At 40.3% G+C, this 22,551-nt stretch carries 18 protein-coding genes and 1 tRNA gene; 18 read left to right on the top strand and 1 reads right to left on the bottom strand.

Annotated elements, in window-relative coordinates; genetic code table 11:
* The first annotated feature begins 40 nt into the window (after window positions 1–40).
* The gene (locus H1A14_RS15075) at window positions 41–1,714 is read left to right on the top strand and encodes a mechanosensitive ion channel family protein (RefSeq protein ID WP_194777108.1); all 1,674 of its coding nucleotides are present in this window, start codon (window positions 41–43) and stop codon (window positions 1,712–1,714) included.
* A gap of 40 nt (window positions 1,715–1,754) precedes the next feature.
* On the opposite strand, the gene H1A14_RS15070 is transcribed toward H1A14_RS15075, so the two are convergent.
* Window positions 1,755–1,828 (bottom strand) — tRNA-Cys (locus tag H1A14_RS15070).
* A gap of 421 nt (window positions 1,829–2,249) precedes the next feature.
* Here H1A14_RS15070 and H1A14_RS15065 point away from each other — a divergent pair.
* The 17 genes from H1A14_RS15065 (at window position 2,250) to H1A14_RS14985 (ending at window position 22,532) form a co-directional block, all read left to right on the top strand.
* A complete protein-coding gene (locus H1A14_RS15065) occupies window positions 2,250–3,461 on the top strand; it encodes a c-type cytochrome (RefSeq protein ID WP_228527803.1) in 1,212 nt (403 codons plus the stop codon).
* Window positions 3,462–3,502: 41 nt separating this feature from the next.
* On the top strand, window positions 3,503–6,592 hold the full coding sequence (locus H1A14_RS15060) for a TAT-variant-translocated molybdopterin oxidoreductase (RefSeq protein ID WP_194777106.1): 3,090 nt from the start codon (window positions 3,503–3,505) through the stop codon (window positions 6,590–6,592).
* A 17-nt stretch (window positions 6,593–6,609) separates the two neighbouring features.
* Window positions 6,610–7,974: an NrfD/PsrC family molybdoenzyme membrane anchor subunit gene (gene nrfD, locus H1A14_RS15055; RefSeq protein ID WP_194777105.1), complete on the top strand. Its 1,365-nt coding sequence runs from the start codon at window positions 6,610–6,612 to the stop codon at window positions 7,972–7,974.
* Window positions 7,975–7,978: 4 nt separating this feature from the next.
* The gene (locus H1A14_RS15050; protein ID WP_194777104.1) at window positions 7,979–8,509 is read left to right on the top strand and encodes a DUF3341 domain-containing protein; all 531 of its coding nucleotides are present in this window, start codon (window positions 7,979–7,981) and stop codon (window positions 8,507–8,509) included.
* A gap of 13 nt (window positions 8,510–8,522) precedes the next feature.
* Window positions 8,523–9,149 (top strand): c-type cytochrome, encoded by a 627-nt coding sequence (locus tag H1A14_RS15045; RefSeq protein ID WP_194777103.1) that lies wholly within the window; start codon window positions 8,523–8,525, stop codon window positions 9,147–9,149.
* A 2-nt stretch (window positions 9,150–9,151) separates the two neighbouring features.
* Window positions 9,152–10,444: a quinol:cytochrome C oxidoreductase gene (locus tag H1A14_RS15040; protein WP_194777102.1), complete on the top strand. Its 1,293-nt coding sequence runs from the start codon at window positions 9,152–9,154 to the stop codon at window positions 10,442–10,444.
* 24 nt (window positions 10,445–10,468) lie between these two features.
* Window positions 10,469–11,506 carry a cytochrome c oxidase subunit II gene (locus H1A14_RS15035; RefSeq protein WP_194777101.1) on the top strand — a complete coding sequence of 346 codons (1,038 nt, stop codon included), beginning with the start codon at window positions 10,469–10,471 and terminating at the stop codon, window positions 11,504–11,506.
* 21 nt (window positions 11,507–11,527) lie between these two features.
* Complete coding sequence (locus H1A14_RS15030; protein ID WP_194777100.1) at window positions 11,528–13,417, top strand: cytochrome c oxidase subunit I; 1,890 nt, start codon at window positions 11,528–11,530, stop codon at window positions 13,415–13,417.
* The gene (locus H1A14_RS15025; protein ID WP_194777099.1) at window positions 13,398–14,474 is read left to right on the top strand and encodes a COX15/CtaA family protein; all 1,077 of its coding nucleotides are present in this window, start codon (window positions 13,398–13,400) and stop codon (window positions 14,472–14,474) included. Before H1A14_RS15030 ends, H1A14_RS15025 begins: the two co-directional genes overlap by 20 nt.
* A gap of 9 nt (window positions 14,475–14,483) precedes the next feature.
* A complete protein-coding gene (gene cyoE / locus H1A14_RS15020) occupies window positions 14,484–15,389 on the top strand; it encodes a heme o synthase (protein ID WP_194777098.1) in 906 nt (301 codons plus the stop codon).
* Window positions 15,390–15,404: 15 nt separating this feature from the next.
* Window positions 15,405–15,986: a cytochrome c oxidase subunit 3 gene (locus H1A14_RS15015; RefSeq protein ID WP_194777097.1), complete on the top strand. Its 582-nt coding sequence runs from the start codon at window positions 15,405–15,407 to the stop codon at window positions 15,984–15,986.
* Between the two features lie 24 nt (window positions 15,987–16,010).
* Window positions 16,011–16,787, top strand: a complete 777-nt coding sequence (locus tag H1A14_RS15010; protein ID WP_194777096.1) for a cytochrome c oxidase subunit 3 — start codon at window positions 16,011–16,013, stop codon at window positions 16,785–16,787.
* Between the two features lie 20 nt (window positions 16,788–16,807).
* Complete coding sequence (locus H1A14_RS15005; protein ID WP_194777095.1) at window positions 16,808–17,137, top strand: cytochrome C oxidase subunit IV family protein; 330 nt, start codon at window positions 16,808–16,810, stop codon at window positions 17,135–17,137.
* Window positions 17,138–17,261: 124 nt separating this feature from the next.
* Window positions 17,262–17,930, top strand: a complete 669-nt coding sequence (locus H1A14_RS15000; protein WP_194777094.1) for an SCO family protein — start codon at window positions 17,262–17,264, stop codon at window positions 17,928–17,930.
* Entirely contained in the window at window positions 17,917–18,471 is a 555-nt protein-coding gene (locus H1A14_RS14995) for a DUF420 domain-containing protein (protein WP_194777093.1), read from the top strand. Before H1A14_RS15000 ends, H1A14_RS14995 begins: the two co-directional genes overlap by 14 nt.
* A gap of 32 nt (window positions 18,472–18,503) precedes the next feature.
* A complete protein-coding gene (locus H1A14_RS14990) occupies window positions 18,504–18,764 on the top strand; it encodes a hypothetical protein (RefSeq protein ID WP_194777092.1) in 261 nt (86 codons plus the stop codon).
* Between the two features lie 54 nt (window positions 18,765–18,818).
* The gene (locus H1A14_RS14985) at window positions 18,819–22,532 is read left to right on the top strand and encodes a sensor histidine kinase (RefSeq protein ID WP_194777091.1); all 3,714 of its coding nucleotides are present in this window, start codon (window positions 18,819–18,821) and stop codon (window positions 22,530–22,532) included.
* Window positions 22,533–22,551: the final 19 nt, after the last annotated feature.

Below are 22,551 nucleotides of genomic sequence, written 5' to 3'. Positions count from 1 at the left end.
GGCGTCCTCTTATGGGCATTGATAAAATATCGATAGAATCATGATAAAAAACACACTCTTATACCTTTTATTTTTTTTGTTGTCCTTTGGTCCCGCAGCCGCGCAGGTTTTGACGGATCAGGACAATTTACCAGTCGACCCCCAAGATTACAACAACCTTTCCTCACCCTACAATACTGCGCTTACTTTTTTGTATAACCTCCGAGAGGATAATTTTAAGCCAAAGGTTGCTGCCAAAACCCTTACTTTAGAGAGCAATGTCAGCGAAGAGACTGCAGTGGATTTGGTGATCAAACTCAAACAGATTTTTGATGGGAATGGAATATATGTCAGATTAGGAGACTTACCTACCAATGCTGATTATGTGGATAGCGTACACAGTAATCAGCAAATTTACTTTTTCAATGCACAGCGGATGCCAAGGGTATATCTGGAAAAATCAGGAAATGCCTGGAAATTTTCTGCTTTCACCACTGCCCATATTCAGGAAATCCATCAAGAAACATATCCTTTTGGAACATCCAGGTTATTGAATCTGCTTCCTCAGTTGGGTAATAAGGTTTATATAGGCCTCAAGTTTTGGCAATTGGTAGGGGTCTTTATCCTGATCTTGATGATTTTTGTTTCCCATAAGGTTTTCACCTTTTTGGTCGATAGAGGTTTGTTGTATTTACTGGAGCGTTTGGGATATGGCAAGGTTGGCGAGAAGTACTTGCTGCCTGTAGCTAGAATTGTAAGTATTTATTTGATTGTGGTGTTGCTGGATATTTTTATCAGGGTATTGCAGCTACCCATACAGGTGGTTTCCTGGATTACAATGATATTGAATGCGGCCAAGCCCTTTATAATCACCATTATTTTTTACAAGCTGGTGGATTTGGTTTCGATGTATTTCGCCAAGTTGGCTGAGAAAACCGAATCCACGCTTGATGACCAATTGGTGCCTCTTTTAAGGAAGACCTTAAAGGCATTTGTTATCGTCATTGGGTCTCTGTTTATTTTGAAGGATGGGCTTCAGTTGGATATAGTCCCATTTCTTACTGGTTTGTCCATTGGAGGACTGGCTTTTGCTTTGGCAGCCCAGGATACCATCAAAAATTTCTTTGGTTCCATCATGATTTTTATAGACAAACCTTTTCAAGTTGGAGACTGGATAACGAGTGGGGAAGTGGATGGCACGGTGGAAGAAGTAGGATTCAGATCTACCAGAATCAGGACATTTAGAAATTCCGTCACCTACATTCCCAATGGAAAAATTGCTGATGCAACCATAGACAACCATGGACTCAGAAAGTACCGAAGGTTTTTCACCACGTTAACCATAACCTATGACACCCCACCTGAACTCATTGAGGTGTTTGTGGATGGATTGCGCGAAATCGTGAAAAATCACCCTACGACCAGAAAAGATTATTATAACATATATTTCAATGACTTGTCTGCATATAGTCTCAACATCATGTTTTATGTTTTTTTTGAGGTACCTACTTGGCCTCAGGAATTACAAGGGAGACATGAGTTGTTGGTTAGAATTTTAAGTCTTGCCAATGAGCTTGAAGTCAGGTTTGCTTTTCCTACCCAGACCCTTCACATGGAAAACTTTCCTGAAAAACATGGCTTTACTCCTTTGTACGATGGCAGCGAAGAAGGGTATAGACTTAAACTTCGGGAATTTGTAGAAAAGAGGTTAAAGAAGGAACCCGGAAAAAATTGACAAACAAAAAACCACCATTGTTGAATGATGGTTTTTTGTTTGGAGGTCGAGAGCGGATTCGAACCGCTGTACAAGGTTTTGCAGACCTCTGCCTAGCCACTCGGCCACTCGACCTTTTTGCATTTGGTTTGCAAATGTAGGTATTAAATGTGTTTAACCAAAAACCATTTCTTTATTTTTTGAAGAGACAGAAAGCTGTGACGACTTACAGCTAAGATTTATTGTATTTTTAAATTGTATCCTATCAAAATTGTCTTGAAATTAGATTAGAATAATCTATAATTCTCATTATTTATAAACATTCTAAATAAATATTATAAGAAGAGAGGCACTTTTAATGTGCTATTTTACAGATACTTACAATTAAATGCAGTAATTTGACTTTGTTGTCTAGCTTGAATCCGTCTTGTTTGAAAAATAGAACTTGGGTAGTACCTTTGTGAGGATTTATTGAAATCTCGAACAATCAGATTAATTCTTAATAAATATGTCGTTCAATCGCTCATTATTTAATTTTCCGCTAAAGATGGGTACCATGATCATGGTATTTGTTTTCATGTTGGGATCACAGGCCTTCGCAGTAGACCCGGAAGTTCCGGAAGATGCCGAAGCGATAGCTGCGGGTAAGACCATTTTCAATGCCAACTGTAGGCAATGCCATAAACTGGATCAAAATCATACCGGTCCAATGCTGAGAGGAGTTACGGAGCGGAGGGAATTGGATTGGGCCAAACAGTTCATCGTTAATTCCCAGAAGCTCATTCAATCCGGAGATGCCCAAGCGGTTGCTTTGTTCAGGGAATGGAACAATACAGTCATGCCTTCCCATGAGTTTTTGTCAGATGGAGATGTCCTTAACCTATTGGCTTATGTGGAGTATGGCGACAAAGTAGATCCAAATGCCGCCGCAGCTGCAGGAGAGGGAGGTGGTCAAGTTGGTGGTGGCGGAGGTATTCCCACCGAATACCTTACCTTAATCTTAGGGGTATTGGTGGTCATCCTATTGTTGATTTTGGTTGTATTGGGTCTTATTATTTCAGTGTTGACCAAATACCTGAAAGACCAAGATTTAGATGAAACAGATAAAGAATTTATATCACAGAAAACCAATTATAAAGCAGTATTAAAAAGTGATGCTTTCATTATTATTGTCACTGCAATTGTCATTGCCTTAGTAGCAAAAACTGCCATAGATGGTCTGTATTCTGTTGGTATCCAACAAGGCTATGCGCCGAAACAGCCAATAGCTTATTCCCATGAACTTCATGCCGGTCAATATGAAATTCCGTGTCAATATTGCCACACGGGAGTGGAAATTGGAAAATCGGCCAATATACCATCTGCCAACATTTGTATGAATTGCCACACCCATATCCAAAATGTAGGTGGTAAAGAAGGTATATCACCTGAAATTGCCAAAATTTACGATGCAGTTGACAACAATAAGCCTATTGAATGGGTAAGGATTCATAATCTTCCTGACCTGGCGTACTTCAATCACTCCCAACATGTCAAAGTGGGTGGCATCGAATGCCAAACCTGTCATGGACCAATTGAAGAAATGGAAGTAGTATATCAGCACAGCACTTTGACCATGGGCTGGTGCATTGATTGCCACAGGCAAACTGAAATTGCAGCGGTTGGCAACGAATACTATGATAAATTAGTACAGCTTCATGCTGATTCCAAAGATGCATTACGTGTGAAAGACATCGGCGGTTTGGAATGTGCGAAGTGCCACTATTAATATTTAAAATCTTTTAAGAACATTCTTTTCTTTAATATAAAATGAAGGAAAACAAAAAGACCTATTGGAAGGGATTGGAGCAGTTAACCAACGATCCTGAATTCATAAAAAATGCGGATAAGGAATTTCCTGACTATTTGCCGATCAATCAAAACACTGATGGAAGCGCCTCTAGAAGGGATTTTTTAAAAATGATGGGTTTCAGTATTGCAGCAGCTTCTTTGGCCGCCTGTGAAGCACCAATAAGGAAAGCCATACCTTATGTCAACAAACCTGTTGACATCAATCCTTCCATTCCAAATTACTATGCAACGACCTTTGCCAGTGGAGGTGACTATGCTTCCATTGTAGTAAAGACCAGAGAAGGCAGACCCATTAAAATTGAGGGCAATACTTTATCCCCCATCACCAAAGGTGGTGTCAATGCCATTGTGGAAGCATCGGTATTGACATTGTATGACAAACAAAGATTAGCAGGACCTTATATCAACGGAGAAAGGACAGACTGGTCCACGCTTGACAATGAGGTCTCCTCTAAACTGCGGTCTGCCGGAAATGTAAAAATTGTCACCAACACCATTCTATCTCCCTCTACAGAGAAGGCGATAACAGCTTTGGTCGAAAGTACCGGTGCGGAAGTTATCACCTATGATCCTATTTCTCAATATGGGATTCTGAAAGCCAATGAAACGTTTTTTGGCCAGTCCGTATTGCCAACCTATCATTTTGACAAAGCAAATGTGATTGTCAGCTTCGGGGCTGATTTTCTGGGTACTTGGATTTCACCCATTGAATTTGCCAAACAGTACAGCCAAGGTCGCAAAATCTCCAAAGACAGGCCTGAAATGTCCAGGCATTTCCAGTTTGAGTCAAACCTATCTTTAACAGGAGCTAATGCGGACTATAGAACTCCAATTAAAGCTTCTCAATCAGGTTTGGCCGTTTTGGCATTGTATAATTTTGTAGCCAGAAAGGCTGGCGCTTCGGCTGCGGGTAGTACAAACATTGATATTCCACACCTTGAGAAGGCAGCCAATGAACTTTGGGCCAGCAGAGGTAAATCGATAGTCGTATCCGGTTCCAATGACCCAAATGTTCAAGTAGTCATCAATGCCATCAATGATTTGTTGGGCAACACGGGTCAAACCATCAATCTTTCCAAACCTTCTTACTTCAGAAAAGGGGATGATGCCAAAATGAATCAATTTGTGGCTGACCTTAGTGCTGGAAGAGTAGGCGGAGTGATTTTCTATAATTGTAATCCTGTCTATGACCATCCGAAAGGAGAAGAGATAGCTGCTTCTATCAGCAAAGCCAAGGTTTCTGTTTCCACCAATGAGACCATGAATGAGACGGCCTCCTTGGTTCAGTTTGTAGCCCCTGATCACCATTATCTTGAGTCATGGAATGATTTTAATCCAAGGAAAGGGGAATACAGTTTATCCCAACCGGTGATATCAAAGCTATTTGATACCAGACAGGCACAGGAATCCTTTTTGAAATGGGCTGGTAATGAAAAAGGTTATTATGAATTCATTCAGGACGGATGGAAAGCCGAAATGTTTGAGAATCAAACCGAAATTGCTGGTTTCCAAGATTTCTGGGATCAGGCATTGTACAATGGGGTGTACGCAGTTGCTGAAGAAGTTGAAGAAGAATCCATTTCAGGAGGTCAGGGACTTTCTGGTGCTGCTTCAGCCATCAGCAACCAATATAAAGCACAATCGGAAGGTACCGAATTGGTTATCTATCAAAAAATAGGTATTGGCAATGGTACTTTTGCCAATAATCCATGGCTTCAAGAACTCTCCGATCCCATAACCAAAGCTACATGGGATAATTACCTTACCGTTTCCCAAAAATGGGCAAGTGAAAACAACCTTAGAATGTCTGAGGGTAGCACCAAAATGGCCCAAATTACAGTTGGAGGCAAGACTTTGACTTTACCGGTTTTGGTACAGCCTGGTCAAGCTGAAGGAACTGTAGGTTTGGCACTTGGTTACGGTAGAACTAAGGCCGGAAAGGTGGGAAATGGAGTAGGTGTGAATGCCTATAGTTTACTTGACATTTCAAAAGGATTTGTCAATTATGACATTACTGAGGGAGTTAGCATTGAAATAACGGCAGATTCCTACAGAATTGCCCAAACGCAGACCCATCAGACTTTTATGGATAGGGAATATGTGATTCAAGAGGCAACTTTACCGGAATACAAGGAGAATCCATCAGCAGGAAGATACCATCCTGAAATCTATACAGACGGAAAATTTGTAAAGCCATCCAAGATTTCTCTATGGAAAGGACATCACTATAGTCAGCATCACTGGGGACTTGCCATAGACATGAACTCCTGTATTGGTTGCAGTGCATGTTCCGTTGCATGTCAAGTGGAGAACAATGTGGCTGTAGTAGGAAAGCAAGAAGTGCTTAACCGAAGAGAAATGGCTTGGATAAGGATAGACCGTTATTACAGTTCAGCTGAAGGCGCCTCAAGTGCTAAGGAGCTGGAAATAGCCGCGGACAATCCTCAGGTGACCTTTCAGCCTATGATGTGTCAACACTGTAATAATGCGCCTTGCGAAACAGTGTGTCCTGTCGCCGCGACTACCCATTCTTCTGAAGGATTAAATCAAATGACTTATAACAGATGTATTGGTACTCGATACTGTGCCAACAACTGTCCTTATAAAGTAAGGAGATTCAATTGGTTCAAATACCATGACAATAAAGATTTTTCGGCTGTGAATGTGGCTCAAAATGATGATCTTGGCAAAATGGTATTGAATCCTGATGTTACGGTTAGAGCAAGAGGAGTCATTGAAAAATGCTCCATGTGTGTTCAGAGAATTCAAGCAGGTAAATTGACAGCCAAAAGAGAGAGAAGAAAAATAAAAGACGGCGAAATCAATGTAGCCTGTGCGGTAGCCTGTCCTACAGATGCCATAGTATTTGGAGACATGAATGATCCAGACAGCAAGATCACCAACATGCTTAAAATAGAAGAAAACACCACTTCTGCGACTAAAGAAGTCAATGAAGAAAGGGCTTACCACGTCATAGAATACCTAAACGTAAGTCCCAATGTATGGTATTTTACAAAAATCAGAAATAAGGATAAATCAGAAGCGTAATAAAAATTTTATAAACTATGCAGGTTACTTCATCCGTACGTGAACCGCTGATTACCGGTGGTAAAACCCTGAAAGATGTCACTCATGATATTTCCAGACAAGTCGAAGGCAAGCCAAGTCTGGCTTGGTTGTTGGCTTTTTTGGTTTCAGTTGGTGTCCTTCTCCTTGGTTTTTTGGCTTTGGCTGCAACCCTATGGGAAGGCATCGGAATGTGGGGGCTTAATAAAACCGTCGGTTGGGCTTGGGACATTACCAACTTTGTCTGGTGGGTGGGTATTGGTCACGCTGGAACACTGATTTCCGCGGTGCTTTTGCTTTTCAGGCAAAAATGGAGAATGGCTATCAACAGGGCAGCAGAAGCGATGACAATTTTTGCTGTAATTTGTGCGGCAATGTTTCCTGTCATCCACATGGGCAGGCCTTGGTTAGGGTTCTATTGGGCACTGCCTTTACCCAACACTTTCGGCTCTTTGTGGGTGAATTTCAATTCCCCACTACTTTGGGACGTGTTTGCTATCTCTACCTACTTCTCTGTTTCTCTTGTTTTCTGGTACATTGGTCTTATTCCCGATTTCGCTACCATTAGAGACCGGGCTACTGGTTTGAGGAAAACCATTTATGGCGCCTTAAGCTTTGGCTGGGATGGAGCCGCAAAAACATGGATGAGGTATGAATCAGTAGCTTTGATTCTTGCCGGCTTGGCCACACCTCTGGTACTTTCCGTGCACACCATTGTATCTTTTGACTTTGCTACCTCAGTCATTCCAGGATGGCATACCACTATCTTTCCTCCATATTTCGTGGCAGGGGCTATATTCTCGGGATTTGCCATGGTATTGACTTTGATGATCGTAACCAGGAAAGTTTTCCACCTGGAAGATTACATCACTATTGGCCACATTGAATTAATGAATATCGTTATTATTATTACCGGTTCTATAGTAGGTATAGCTTATATCACAGAATTTTTTATGGCATGGTATTCAGGCGTTGCTGCGGAACAGTATGCCTTTATCAACAGAATGTTTGGGCCGTACTGGTGGGCTTATTGGTCTATGATGACTTGTAATGTGATATCTCCTCAATTGTTTTGGTTCAAGAAAATCAGGACTTCGATTGTCGCCACTTTCCTATTGTCCTTGGTTGTAAATATCGGGATGTGGTTTGAGCGTTTTGTTATCATCGTTACCTCTCTTCATAGAGACTTCTTACCTTCGTCTTGGGTGATGTTCTATCCAACCATTTCAGATGTTGGGGTTTATCTCTTTACTTTTGGCTTGTTCTTTACCCTTTTCTTCCTGTTTGCGAAGTTCTTCCCGGTAATCAACATGTTCGAAGTCAAATCAATTGTAAAATCATCCTCTGTTAAAATCAAAAAATAAGCACATGGAAAGAGATAAAAATTTTATCCTCGGAGTATATGAAGATGAGGATGTCCTAATGGATGCAGTGGTTAAAATTAGAAAAAGCGGCGTCAAAATCCATGAAGTCTATTCCCCCTTTCCAGTACATGGCTTAGATGAGGTATTGGGTTATCGAAGAAGCAGGCTTCCTATTGCAGCTTTTATGTTTGGATTGCTGGGGACTTCACTGGCTCTTATCATGCAATTTTACATGATGAAATTTGACTGGCCTATGATCATTGGAGGAAAGGACCACGCTGCTGTCCCATCCTTTATTCCAGTAACATTTGAAATGACCGTATTACTTGCAGCATTTGGAATGGTTGGTGTATTTTTGATTACAAGTAACCTTAAGCCTTGGTCACAACCAAGAATATTTGATATCCGGATTACTGATGACAAGCATGTGATAGCAATAGATCTGGCAGCCAATGCGGCTTTAGGTGAAGAAAAAATATCAGATGTACTCAAGAATGCCTATGCTTCTGAAGTGAATAAAAAAAGTTTTGTTTAGGAAAATGAAAGTCATGAAAATCAGACATTCAATAGTTTATTTAATGCTTGTAGGACTTTCCCTTGGATTGTTATCCTGCAGTGCATCCGGGGATCATCCCGGATATGAATATGCACCTCAAATGTACAATTCTGTACCCTATGAACCTTTAACACAAATTGTTGATGAAGAAGAGGGAACATGGTTGTCAAGCAGGGAAGATGAAAAAGGCGAATTTTTCAATAGCAATATCAACAACCCGAACAGGATGAACATGAGGGAGCCTGTACCGAATACAGTTCCACGAAATAAAGAAGGCATGTTACCTTACCGATTAAAAGCATTTGAATTGGAGGAAGCTGCCAATAGAACCAGTCCTTTCGAAGTTGATGATGAATTACTTGCAGAAGGCAGGGTGCTTTATCAGCAATATTGTTCTACTTGCCATGGAGCAGGTGGTGAAGGAGACGGAAAAGCCGGAGAAGTTATTGGTGGTGTCGCCAACCTCAAAGGTGGAGCATACATCAATCTACCTGAAGGACATATATTTCATGTAATTATGAAAGGTAAAGGCCGTATGGGAGCTCATGGCTCACAAATTACGCAGGAAAATATCTGGAAAATTGTTCATTTTGTCAAACAAGAAATACAGGCTCAATAATCATGGCTCACAGCACTACACAATATAAACTGGATCAAAAGTTCGAGTTTACTGCAGGACTTAAAAAAACCATCTTTACCGTTTTAGGCATTGGGGCAGTTATTCTAATCATTGGAATGATCGCTGCTGCATTGGGAGGTCATGACCATGCCAATGGAGATGAAGCAGGTCACGCCTTTCATTGGTACCATAGGGTGTTTGCAAACCTGTGGATCAATAATGTCTATTTCACTGGAATCGCAATTATAGGTGTGTTCTTCTTTGCCATACAGTATGCCGCCCAAGCAGGATGGTCTGCTGGGCTGATAAGAATTTTCTTATCCTTTGGCTATTGGCTTCCATTTGCAGCTGTATTGATGATTGTGACGTTTTTCTTGTTCAATCATGATCTTTTCCATTGGACTCATTCAAGTTTGTTTGATAAAGGAGGAGCTGAATACGATAAAATCATTGATGGAAAAGGTGGGTATTTTTATTGGCCTTTAGAGAATGGGTCTTTTCCTATTTTCTTTATCTTCAGAATGGTTGCCTTCTTCGCTATATGGGGATTTTTCTTCAACAAACTGAGAACACTATCCTACGAGGAAGACATTCAAGGAGGAACAGGCTACTATTACACCTTGAGGAAATGGTCAGCCATATTTTTGGTTTTCTTTGCCGTATCTTCATCAGTTTCCGCATGGGATTGGGTGCTATCTATTGATACACACTGGTTTTCTACAATGTTCGGCTGGTATGTTTTTGCCTCTTGGTTTGTCGCTGGACTAGCGGCCTTCACTTTAGTGACAGTATTTCTAAAGGAAAGGGGTTACCTTGAAATGGTCAACGAAAACCATATTCATGACTTAGGTAAATTTGTTTTTGCTTTCTCGATTTTCTGGACTTATATATGGTTTTCACAGTTTCTGTTGATCTATTATGCAAACATCCCTGAAGAGACTTTCTATTTTGTAGAAAGGCTACAAAGTGATGTGTACAGTCCGTTCGTTTTTGTAAATCTAGTTTTAAACTTCTTCCTTCCATTCCTTGTTCTAATGACCAGAGATGCTAAGAGGCATGCGATCTTTCTTAAGGTAGTGTGTTCGCTGATTATCTTGGGCCATTGGTTTGATTTCTTCCTGATGGTTCAGCCTGGCACCTTGGGTCAAAACGGTGGCTTCGGCTTGATTGAGTTTGGAATGCTTTTGGTGTTTGGTTCAGCAGTTGCATTTGTGGTGTTGAGTAACCTGTCTAAGAGAAATCTAATTGCCAAAAATCATCCCTTGCTGGAAGAAAGTTATCATCATCACATTTAACAATTATCCGAAAAGAATAAAATTATGTACGGATTTCTAATAGCAGTTGGAGTTTTGTTGCTCGTATCCATCATCTGGATGGTCTACAGGATACAAACCTTGGTGTCAGTGGTTAAAGGCTCTGACAAAAAAATAGCCTCTGGAAGTAACAAAATCAATGCGATCATGTTCCTTCTCTTCTTGGTGGCCGCCGGCTTTTTGTTCTTTTGGTATTCCTTTAAGGAGTATGAAAATTATCAACTCCCTATCGCCTCTGACCATGGAATAGTCACAGACAGGTTGTTTTGGATTACCACTTTGGTAACTGGGATTGTGTTCATTGCCACGCATTTATTATTATTTATATTTCCTTACAGATATCAATACAAAGAAAATAAGCGTGCTGACTTCTTCCCTCACAACAACAAACTTGAAGTAATCTGGACTGCAGTACCAGCATTGGTTTTGACAATTTTGATCGTCTCAGGATGGAAAGCTTGGACAGATATCACCTCACCTGCGCCTGAAAATGCTCATGTGGTGGAAATCATGGGGTATCAGTTTGCTTGGGACATAAGGTATGCAGGGAAAGATAATGTATTGGGAGATTTTGATTACAGACTGATTAATGCAAGTAACTCCCATGGAGTGGACTTTACTGATAAAAATGCTTTTGATGATTTTTCATCGCCAGTGGTGGTCATTCCCAAAGGAGAGCCGGTCCTATTTAAAATAAGGGCTAGAGATGTCCTTCATTCTGTTTTTGCCCCACATTTTAGGTTAAAAATGGATGCAGTGCCTGGTATGCCCACCCGTTTTTGGTTCGTAGCAAATAAAACTACGGATGAAATGAGAGCAGAAGTAGGTAATGAAGAATTCGAATATGAAATTGCTTGTACCGAAATTTGCGGTAGGGGCCACAATTCGATGAGGCGGGTAATCAAGGTAGTAGAACCTGCTGAATACCAGTCATGGTTAGCCGAACAAAGGCCATTTATAGAACAAAATCCTGATCTGATCGCAGATTTACCAGCTGAGCTAAAAGAGTTGGCTGAAATCCAGATCAGCGAAAATAAAAAATAAAGATTATTAACTATTCAAATTATGGCAGAAGCTAGTATTACTTCTCACGGTGCGGTCAGCCATGGTCACGATGATCATGAACACCACGATAGCTTTATTACAAAATATATTTTCAGTACCGATCACAAGATGATCGGCAAGCAGTTTCTGGTATCAGGGATCTTTTGGGCATTAATCGGTGGATTCTTATCGATTGTTTTTAGGCTTCAATTGGGATTCCCTGATATGGATTTGTCTTTCCTCAGGCCAATTATGGGAGGTTGGATTGATGAAGCTGGAAAACTTGACCCCAATTTCTACCTTGCATTGGTTACCATGCACGGTACCATCATGGTTTTCTTCGTGCTAACCGCAGGCTTGAGTGGAACCTTTTCAAATTTCTTGATTCCCCTGCAAATTGGTGCCAGGGATATGGCCTCTGGATTTATGAACATGCTCTCTTACTGGTTTTTCTTCTTGTCCAGTGTGATCATGTTTGTCTCCCTCTTTTTGGAAAATGGCCCTGCAGGCGGAGGTTGGGTAGTGTATCCGCCGCTTTCCGCATTGGAACAAGCCATTCCGGGTTCCGGACTCGGGATGACGCTATGGCTGGTCTCTATGACTTTCTTTATCGTTTCCTCGCTTTTGGGAGGTATCAATTATATAACTACCGTAATTAATCTTAGGACTAAAGGAATGTCTTTTTCCAGACTTCCTCTGACCATTTGGGCGTTCTTTCTTACGGCAGTCATTGGTTTGTTGTCCTTCCCTGTTTTATTTGCAGCGGCTTTATTGCTTGTTTTTGACAGGAGTTTCGGCACCAGTTTTTATCTGGCTGATATATATATAGCAGGAGAGGCTTTGCCAAATACAGGAGGTAGTGCAGTACTTTATCAACATCTATTCTGGTTTTTAGGACATCCAGAGGTATATATAGTATTGTTGCCGGCATTAGGTATTACCTCCGAGGTAATCGCGACCAATGCGAGAAAGCCGATTTTCGGTTATCAGGCCATGATCATTTCGCTTCTTGGTATCACAGTACTCTCTTTTGTGGTATGGGCGCACCATATGTTTGTGTCTGGATTGAATCCGTTTTTGGGTTCTATCTTTATGTTCCTAACCTTGATTATTGCTGTTCCTTCTGCTGTTAAAGTATTTAACTACCTAACTACCTTATGGAGGGGTAATCTTATCTTTACCCCAGCCATGCTTTTTTCCATAGGACTGGTTTCTTTCTTTATATCCGGTGGTTTGACTGGAATTCACTTAGGTAATTCTGCCATTGATATTCAGTTGCACGATACCTATTTCGTAGTAGCCCACTTTCACTTGGTGATGGGATCTGCTGCTTTCTTTGGACTGTTGGCCGGGGTTTACCATTGGTTCCCTAAAATGTTTGGAAGGATGATGGATGCTAGGTTAGGCTATATCCATTTCTGGTTGACCTTTATTGGAGTCTACATGGTCTTCTTCCCGATGCACTACATTGGAATAGCTGGTTTCCCTCGAAGATATTACAGTTGGACCAATTTTGAATTCTCAAACATGTATACAGATTTGAATATGTTTGTATCAGCTGCTGCCATAATCACCTTCGTGGCTCAGTTTATATTCATCTTCAATTTCTTTTACAGCATGTACAGGGGTAGAGTGGCCTCTTTGAACCCATGGAGATCGAACACCTTGGAATGGACCACTCCATTGCATCCCAAGCACGGCAACTGGCCTGGGGAAATTCCTACGGTTTACAGATGGCCATATGACTATTCTAAGCCTGGGGCTAAAGAAGACTTTATTCCTCAAACTATTCCGTTGTCTTCCACTCCTGAGTCCAATCTTCCCCATGAGCAGGAGCTTGTGAAACTTGAAAAAGAAATCATGAAGGAAGAAGGGGAGGTTTTGGTAGCAAATGAGGTCAAAGAAAAATAAACAAGTAATCGGCTTTCGCAGGATTAGTTTGATCACTGTGATAGCCGTTTATTTCCTTATCCTTATCGGTGGCGTTGTCCGAAGTGCCGGTGCAGGGATGGGCTGTCCAGATTGGCCCAAATGCTTCGGAAGCTGGATCCCACCTACGAGCGTGGATCAGCTCCCCCCCGATTATCAAAACCTATATGTAAACAAAAGGGTAGAAAAGAACGAAAAGTTTGCAGCTACGCTATCCTCAATTGGTTTTACAAAGAAGGCTGAACAATTAAAAAATGACAAGTCTATTCTGATCGAGGAGGAATTCAATGCGTCAAAAACCTGGATCGAATACATTAACCGCCTTATTGGTGCTGTCATTGGGCTGTTGATCATAGGAACATTCCTTTATAGCCTCAAACTTTGGAAGTCAGACAAATACCTCACCATCCTTTCTTTCGCCAGTGTGGTATTGGTTATTTTCCAAGGTTGGATAGGATCTATTGTGGTTTCAACCAACCTTCTGCCGTGGATGATCACCTTTCATATGCTTTTGGCCTTGATGTTGGTTTGCCTCCTACTCTACATTCATTATAGAGCCTATTACTTGATTTATCCACTTAAAATCAAAACTAGAAATCCAAGCAACCTTTTCTATCTTCTTACAATAAGTATGGTGCTGATGTTGGTCCAGATCGTTATGGGTACTCAAGTAAGAGAGGCAGTCGATACAGTAGCTTTCCAGTTTGGAAATATGTTTAGGTCTACTTGGGTAGAAAATCTGGGTATTCCATTCTTGATCCATAGGTCTTATTCATTGATTTTACTTGGAATCCATGTTTGGTTTCTTTATAAAGTCTACCAATATAGCCTTCGAAACTCGAGTATATTGAAGTGGTCGCAGGTTCTGTTGTTGATTATCTTTCTTGAAATATTTACCGGTGTGGGCATGGCATATTTTGGAATTCCACCATTTTTGCAGCCTATTCACCTTTTATTAGGAACCTTAATCATAGGAAACCAATTTGTTATATTGATGATCCTCCGCGATCAGATGAAATTAGAAAAAGTGATTGCTTAAAAATACGCCATGGATATTATCAACATTTCAGAAATTAATCCTTCACAATCCCTTCAAGTCAAGCTAAAAGCTTACTATGATCTGATCAAATTTAGGCTTTCAGCATTGGTGACCTTTTCTGCAGCATTCGGATTTATATTAGGAGATAGTGGAATTGTATTTTCATGGGGTACTTTTATGGCTTTGATTATTGGAGGATTTTTAATCAGCGGTGCTTCTGGTGCAGCCAACGAAATCCTTGAACGGGAATATGACAAATTGATGAAGAGGACGGAAAACCGACCCCTCCCGATGAAAGTAATTTCGTTGTCTTCAGCGTATCGGTTCACTGTTTTGATTGCGGTATTGGGAATTGCCATACTTTGGCTCTTTACCAACCCTTTGACCACTGGTCTGGGTATTCTAAGCATGATTTTATACGTGTTCGTTTATACCCCTTTGAAAAGAGTAGGACCTATCGCCGTATTTGTAGGAGCCATTCCAGGAGCTATGCCTCCATTATTGGGTTGGACAGCAGCCACTGGATCAATATCCTATGAGGCTTTGATCATTTTTGGAATACAATTCATTTGGCAGTTTCCCCATTTTTGGGCTATTGCTTGGGTAAGCGATGACGATTACAAAAGAGCCGGTTTTAAATTATTACCCAGCGGTGGTGGTAAGGATCTAAATACCGCTTTTCAGATCATGATTTATACTTTGTTTTTGTTACCATTAGGGCTTTTACCAAGCTATTTTGGCCTGACCGGACTCAATTCCGGGATCGTAGCGACCATTTGTGGGGTATTGTTTTTGGCGCAGACTTTTTCTTTGATGAAAGATTGCTCCAAAAAATCAGCCATGAAAATCATGTTTGGATCATTCTTGTATCTGCCTATAGTGCAGATTGCGTATTTGCTGGACAAAGTACAATAAGGGTTTACAATTGAAATGGAAGAAAAATTAGCTTATACCGAAGGGGCAGAACAACCCATCTCCATGCATCCAAAGAAATTTGCACTTTGGCTGTTTATAGTGAGTGTGGTGATGATTTTTGCTGCATTGACAAGTGCTTACATTGTCAGACAATCTGAGGGGAATTGGCTTGAATTTGATTTGCCCGAAATTTTCTGGTACAGTTCCGGAGTAATCCTGCTCAGTAGCCTTACCCTTCATTGGGCCTATACCAGTGCAAAAAATGATCAACTGGATCAGCTTAAGCTTGCCTTGTCCATTACCACGCTGTTGGGGATCACATTTCTGGTTACCCAATGGTACAGCTGGGTGGCTTTGGTGGACAGAGATGTATATTTTGTTGGGAATCCTGCAGGGTCGTTTTTGTACGTTTTTACAGGTTTGCACGCAATCCACCTGATAAGTGGTGTGATATTTCTAATTATTATATTAATTTCGTCCTTTAGATATAAAATTCATTCCCAATCCATGACCGTAATGGAAATGGGTGCCACTTTTTGGCATTTCTTGGGAGGTTTGTGGGTATATTTGTTTATATTCTTGTTGTTAAATCATTAAGTATAAAGGTTAATTACAAACTATATGTCAGCTACAACAACTGCAATTGCCACCAGCTCAAAAAGAGGCGTATGGGGTGGAGGAAATGAGCCACTCAAAGCCAGTTATGGCAAATTGATGATGTGGTTCTTTTTGCTATCCGATATTTTCACCTTTGCGGCGTTTTTGATTACTTATGCAGCTATAAGGATGAGCTATCCGGCTTATGCAGGCCCTTCAGACAAGTTTATTGGTTCCAATGAATATTGGCCTGTTCCTGAGATGGTTTTCGATGCCATTCCTTTTTTTCATGGAGCCCATATTCCTTTGTTGTTTGTAGGTATCATGACTTTTATTTTGATCATGAGTTCCGTTACCATGGTGTTGGCTGTAGAGGCAGGACATAGATATGACAGGAACGATGTGGTAAAATGGATGCTTTGGACCCTTCTGGGAGGCATTACCTTCCTCAGCTGTCAGGCTTGGGAATGGGGTCACTTTATCCATGGCACGCCAGGTGGTTCTCTTTTGACCTATGTCAATGAAAATGCGAGGCTGGTTACGGAAACGGTTTTTGGAGCCAACTTGACGGTAAATGAATACGGACCCGCAGCTTTTGCCCAACTGTTTTTCTTTATAACTGGATTTCACGGCTTCCACGTAACCATTGGAGTGGTTTTGCTCTTCATAGCCTTTTACCAAGCTGCAGTGGGTGTCTACGAAAGAAGAGGCCATTACGAAATGATTGAGAAAATCGGATTGTACTGGCACTTTGTGGATCTGGTATGGGTATTCGTCTTTACCTTTTTCTACCTTATTTGATCAAACTTAAAACTGAAGATATGTCTTTACAGGAAAATCAAACCACGCTCGAAGTTCAACCGAGAGACAATGCAAAAATCAAGAAGATTTGGAAAATTGCAGGTATTCTGCTGTTTGTGACTGCAATAGAATTTGTTTTTGCATTTACGATGCCAAGAGGGATTTTGCTTTATTCCATTTTTATTGGTCTTACACTTGTTAAGGCCGGCTACATTATGATGGAGTTCATGCACCTAAAAGACGAAGCGAAAACATTGTTTTGGTCCATCATGATCCCATTGATTTTTCTTGTTTGGCTGATCATTGCATTGATGAAAGAAGGAAGTGAAATCTTTATGTTGAGGTGGTAGAAATCTGAGGTTTTCTCAAAATAATTTAAGTAGGTTGATAGACATTTCAACCTACTTTTTTGTTTATCCCTCAAGGAAACTTACCTTATGATAAAAGAATTAGGAGTTAGAAAAATTAACGGACATGAAGGGAATTAGGTTATTGCAGGGGATGGTATTGGTTTGTATCTTGATGATACCGATCTTGATTATTTTATTCTTGCGCAATTTTGGCACCAATGAATATGAAATCCCTGTTTTGTATGAAACAGGGGTAGAAGATCCTTTTGGAGACTGTCAATATCCTGATAGTGCCCAACATTTCATCCCAGAATTTACATTTGTTTCCCAGGACAGCAGCCGAATAGGAAGGGAAGATATGGAAGGAAAAATCACTATTGTTGATTTCTTTTTTACCAGCTGTCCGAGCATTTGTCCTATCATGTCCAATGAAATGAACAGGGTGCAAGACGCTTTTAGAGAAAGGGAAGAAGTTCAGATTTTCTCCATTTCTATAGATCCTGAGTACGATTCACCCGAAGTGCTTGCTGCGTATGCAGACAGACACGAAGCAAAAAAGGGCAAATGGTTTTTCCTTAATGGGCCCAAAGATGAAGTTTATGATTTAGCCCGCTGCGGTTTTATCTTGCCCACATTGGATGGAAAGGGGATACCGGAGGATTTTGTCCATAGTGATAAATTCGCCTTGATAGATGAAAAGGGAAGAATCAGAGGGTATTACAGCGGGACAAATAGGGAGGATGTTGACTTATTGATATTGGAAACAAAGATATTGCTTTATGGAAAAGGGTAGTACATCGATATTGAAAAACGAATCAAAGGTATTTGTAGGTGTGGTGGTCATATCCATTGCAGTACCTGTTTTGGTCGCTATACTTTTGTTTATGCCTTCTAAGATTGAAGGCTTGGGATCTTGGGTCTATTTTTTACCCCATCTGAATGCGATCATTAATACAGCTGCTACGCTTGCCTTAATTGCAGGATTGATTTTTATCAAGCAGGGGAAAATAGTCCAACATAGAGCAAGCATGACCGTGGCCATAGGTTTGGGAGCCATATTCTTGGTTTCCTATGTCATCTATCATGCATCGGCACCCAGTACTACTTATGGGGGTGAAGGTATGGTAAGAAGTATTTATTATTTTTTTCTTATTTCCCATATCCTATTGGCCATTGTTGCCCTCTTTCCGATCTTATTGGCTTACTATTATGGTTTTACAGGAAAGTATGTTAAGCACAAAAAAATGGTCCGCTTTGCCTATCCTATCTGGCTATATGTGACCGTTACGGGAGTTATTGTTTATCTGATGATCAGTCCTTACTATCAATTTTAAACCAATTTTAACTGAAGATCGTTACATCAATTATGAAGCTAAAATCATTTGTTTTGTTTCTTTTTTGTTTCGTATGGATTGGGGCACAGCAAGTCTGGGCACAGTGTGCCATGTGTAGGGCAACTGTAGAAAACAATGTGAGCAACGGGGATACGAGTGTAGCCTCAGGTTTGAATCTAGGAATTCTTTATTTATTGGTTATGCCTTATCTATTGGCCGCAGTAATTGGATTTCTATGGTACCGGAACAGCCGCAAAAAGAAACCGTTTTCCATTTCTTTGGATCAGAAATAATAATAAAAAGCAAAGTTGGTAATCAAGCTTTGCTTTTTTACTTTTATTCCTATTATGTTGAAAAAAAGGCGGCTCGTTCTCATCTTTTCCATTGCGCTACTGGGTGTTATTCTTGCGATTAATTTTTTTGCGAAGAAGGAAATTTCCGACCGTGATTATGCGCTGCCCATTGAAAAAAAGCTCCAAGGTATTATAAGGGATTTTGATCAGGATTATATACAGGTTTTGATGGAGAATCGTCCAGAGGAGGCGATTAGTTTTACAAGCCTCAACCTATCCACAAACCATGAATTTTATCTTTATAACACGGTGGGTGATTTGGTATATTGGTCCGATATTACCATGATCCCAGAATTTGGTGCAATCAATCTGGATGCTACGTTCCAACTTGTAGAAAATCAAAAGGGTATTTATTTTGCCAAATTAAGGAGGTTCAATCGGAATCAACAAGGATATTACCTGCTGCAGGTCATCACCTTGCTCGACAAGGTTGAGATTCAAAATGAATTTTTAAATCAAGGGCATAACCGGGAATTATTCGGTAATGAACGATTTTCACTCTCTGAGGAGCAATTGGATAATTATGTGCCACTGTACAGTCAGGATGATGAATACCTGTTTTCAATTTTTTTCCATACGGGTTACCAACCTGTTGGCCAAACCTCTGTTCCAGCATTTTTGATTTTTTTCTTTTCCATCTTGGCATTGGTCCTGATCTTGGGGGGAGATTTTGTCATCAAAATATGGAAAAAGGGGAAAAGTCTTCTGGCACTTTTTTATACTACTCTGTTTTTGTTCAGCCTAAGAGCCATCATGATTTTTTTTAATTTTCCTCAGGATTTTCTGGGAGGGGCCTTATTTGACCCTTCGTATTACGCTTCTTCCTATTTCAACTCCAGTTTGGGTGATCTGATGCTCAATGTGATTTGCTCGGTGGTGATCATATCCATGATCGTGGGAATTTTTGGGAGGAAAAAATTCTTGTTTAATTTCTTACGATTAAAGGGTAATCATCCAGATTGGATATTTATCCTTGCGACATTTTTATTGTCAACTGCCTTGTTGCTCCTTTTTTTCAACTTGTACCTCAATATTGTCAACAACTCCCAATGGGATTTGAATATACTGGCCATAACTGGTTTTGATTACCTGATGCTCATCAGCATGGTCATTATATTTTTGGGCGGGGCTGGATACCTGCTGTTTACTATTGTTGCATTGAATTTAGTGCTTTATGAATGCCCTTATCCCCAGCGAAGCATCATATGGTATATGCTTGGTGCAAGTATTCCTCTACTGGGATTTTTGGCCTACTGGGATAGGATTTATTTTGTGGTTTTTTTAGCTCACATCATATTGTTGTTGGCAATAGTTTCATTAAAGCTCTATCACAATATTTTCAAATTAGGCTTCAATACTTTCCTGACTTTTTTCTTTGGATGTTTGATGGGTGCTATTATCACCGGTGCAGCCTCATACCAAAATATCCGTGTAAAAACCATTCAGTCCAAAGAAAAATTTGCCAACCAAATTCTTTTGGAAAATGATGTGATGGCCGAATTTCTCTTGGGAGACATCATGGATAAAATAAGTGAGGATATTTTTATTAAAAGCAGCCTTACTGAACCCCTACAGCAAAAAGAGCCTATAGTTCAAAAAATAAAGAAAATTTATATTCCCAACTATTTTGACCAGTACGAACTGGATGTCAAGGTTTTCAATGCAGCTGGCGAAGAAGTCATTACTAGAAACGCTGAAGACAAATTGATGGACCTTAGGATGAAATACATGAAAAGTGATTTGGCAACCAGTATAAAAAATCTGTATTTCATCAAAGGAGGGGATGAGGGAATCTCAAATAATTTTTATGCCTTTACCAATTTGTACCGTGATCAGAAATACATCGGGACCATTTACCTGGAGTTAAGGCAACTGAGGATCCAGCCATCCAGCATTTTCCCAAAACTTCTTTTGGACGCAAATTACATAGCCGATTTTCAACCTTTTGCCTATGATTATGCCCTGTTTAGAAATGAAAGTCTGGAATATGCCATTGGCGTTTTCAATTATAGAAGTCCAGAAGTGAGTCAACTTTTGGATAATCCCAACCTGTTTTTTCAGGGTGTAATCCTGAACCAATACCATCATTTTGGTGTCAAAGATCAGAATAAAATTCTATTGGTATCGTCCAAAGAGTATCCTACAGCTTATGTATTGGCGGATGTGGCTTTGTTTTTTGTTACCTATCTTTTCTTCACACTGATATCTATGCTGATCTATACCCTTCTTCGGGGTGTTGATAAGGTTCAGTTCAATTATGCAACAAAATTGCAGCTCTATTTGAATTTTGCTTTTTTTCTGCCCATGCTTATCATCAGTGTCATTGCCGGGGGCTTGATCAGTAATTCCTACAGGGAAGAATTACACAATAGATACTTTGAAAAGGCCGAGACCATCAGAGATAATTTAAATCCTTTTTTGGATCAACAAAGCAGGGGTCTTATGGGAAAAGATGAGGTACTCACCGAAGTTTATACATTAGCTGCTACCACAGCTACTGATGTCAACATCTATGCCCCAAATGGCTACCTCATTGCGACCAATCAACCCAATATTTTTGAAAAGAAAATTCTAAGTACCAACCTCAACCCTGAGGCCTATGCGGGAATTTTGGAAACCCAAAACAACCGATTGTTACTCAACGAAAAGGTAGGCAATTTGAATTACAAAACTGTCTATCTGGCAGTAAGAGATTCAGATAAACAAGAGATTTTGGGTGTGATAGCCATCCCGTTTTTTGAATCAGAGGAAGAACTTAAGCTTCTGATCGCAGATGTGTTCAGCAATATCCTTAATATTTTTGTACTCATCTTTATTCTATTTCTGGTGGTGTCGTACTTTGTGTCTAAGCGGTTGACTTTTCCTTTTAAGCTACTGATGCAGAAATTGAAAACCACCAATCTGGATAACAATGAGCCGATGTATTGGCCTACCAAAGATGAAATTGGCTTGCTCATAGATGAATATAACAACATGCTTTTCAAATTAGAAGCGAGCAAGAAGGTGCTTGCCAGCAATGAAAAGGAATCGGCCTGGCGGGAAATGGCCAAGCAAGTGGCCCATGAAATCAAGAATCCACTTACACCCATGAAACTCACCTTGCAGCATCTTTTGAGGCTACAGTCAGAGGGTAAGCTGGAAGACCCGAGTAAGTTGAAAAAGCCAGTTGAAACCCTAATTCTACAAGTAGATACCTTGAGCGATATTGCAACTTCATTTTCCACCTTCGCTAAAATGCCTTTGCCAAAAAATGAAAGCATTGATTTCAAAATGGTCATCAAAGATGCTGTAGAACTATTTAGAAATCATCCCAAAGGGCAGGTGGTGTTTAAAGATCAAGTAGATCAGGATGTATATGTTTTGGGTGACGCCAAATTGTTCAGTAGGATCATTTCAAACTTGATCATCAATGGGATCCAAGCTGTGAAATCCGGAAAATCTGCCAATATAGAAGCGATACTTACCTTAGATGAAAAAAAGGAAGTAGCACAATTAGAGATTAAGGACAATGGTGTGGGCATTTCATTGGATTTGCGGGATAAGATCTTCACTCCCAATTTCAGCACCAAATCTGAAGGATCGGGTCTTGGATTGGCCATTGCAAAGCGAGGAGTAGAGACAGCTTCAGGAAGGATTTGGTTTGAAACTGAGGTTGGAAAGGGAACTTCTTTTTTTCTGGTTTTCCCAATTTTAAAATTAATGAGTTGATTTTGAGCATTTTTATTAC

The sequence above is a fragment of the Pararhodonellum marinum genome (genome assembly GCF_015354735.1).
Lineage (GTDB): Bacteria > Bacteroidota > Bacteroidia > Cytophagales > Cyclobacteriaceae > Pararhodonellum > Pararhodonellum marinum.
This window is presented reverse-complemented; position numbering and strand designations above follow the sequence as displayed.

Bases quoted from the DNA above. Each gene is read 5' to 3' on its own strand.
- H1A14_RS15075 (WP_194777108.1), top strand. From the start codon at position 41: ATGATAAAAAACACACTCTTATACCTTTTATTTTTTTTGTTGTCCTTT.
- H1A14_RS15065 (WP_228527803.1), top strand. From the start codon at position 2,250: ATGATCATGGTATTTGTTTTCATGTTGGGATCACAGGCCTTCGCAGTA.
- H1A14_RS15060 (WP_194777106.1), top strand. From the start codon at position 3,503: ATGAAGGAAAACAAAAAGACCTATTGGAAGGGATTGGAGCAGTTAACC.
- nrfD (WP_194777105.1), top strand. From the start codon at position 6,610: ATGCAGGTTACTTCATCCGTACGTGAACCGCTGATTACCGGTGGTAAA.
- H1A14_RS15050 (WP_194777104.1), top strand. From the start codon at position 7,979: ATGGAAAGAGATAAAAATTTTATCCTCGGAGTATATGAAGATGAGGAT.
- H1A14_RS15045 (WP_194777103.1), top strand. From the start codon at position 8,523: ATGAAAATCAGACATTCAATAGTTTATTTAATGCTTGTAGGACTTTCC.
- H1A14_RS15040 (WP_194777102.1), top strand. From the start codon at position 9,152: ATGGCTCACAGCACTACACAATATAAACTGGATCAAAAGTTCGAGTTT.
- H1A14_RS15035 (WP_194777101.1), top strand. From the start codon at position 10,469: ATGTACGGATTTCTAATAGCAGTTGGAGTTTTGTTGCTCGTATCCATC.
- H1A14_RS15030 (WP_194777100.1), top strand. From the start codon at position 11,528: ATGGCAGAAGCTAGTATTACTTCTCACGGTGCGGTCAGCCATGGTCAC.
- H1A14_RS15025 (WP_194777099.1), top strand. From the start codon at position 13,398: ATGAGGTCAAAGAAAAATAAACAAGTAATCGGCTTTCGCAGGATTAGT.
- cyoE (WP_194777098.1), top strand. From the start codon at position 14,484: ATGGATATTATCAACATTTCAGAAATTAATCCTTCACAATCCCTTCAA.
- H1A14_RS15015 (WP_194777097.1), top strand. From the start codon at position 15,405: ATGGAAGAAAAATTAGCTTATACCGAAGGGGCAGAACAACCCATCTCC.
- H1A14_RS15010 (WP_194777096.1), top strand. From the start codon at position 16,011: ATGTCAGCTACAACAACTGCAATTGCCACCAGCTCAAAAAGAGGCGTA.
- H1A14_RS15005 (WP_194777095.1), top strand. From the start codon at position 16,808: ATGTCTTTACAGGAAAATCAAACCACGCTCGAAGTTCAACCGAGAGAC.
- H1A14_RS15000 (WP_194777094.1), top strand. From the start codon at position 17,262: ATGAAGGGAATTAGGTTATTGCAGGGGATGGTATTGGTTTGTATCTTG.
- H1A14_RS14995 (WP_194777093.1), top strand. From the start codon at position 17,917: ATGGAAAAGGGTAGTACATCGATATTGAAAAACGAATCAAAGGTATTT.
- H1A14_RS14990 (WP_194777092.1), top strand. From the start codon at position 18,504: ATGAAGCTAAAATCATTTGTTTTGTTTCTTTTTTGTTTCGTATGGATT.
- H1A14_RS14985 (WP_194777091.1), top strand. From the start codon at position 18,819: ATGTTGAAAAAAAGGCGGCTCGTTCTCATCTTTTCCATTGCGCTACTG.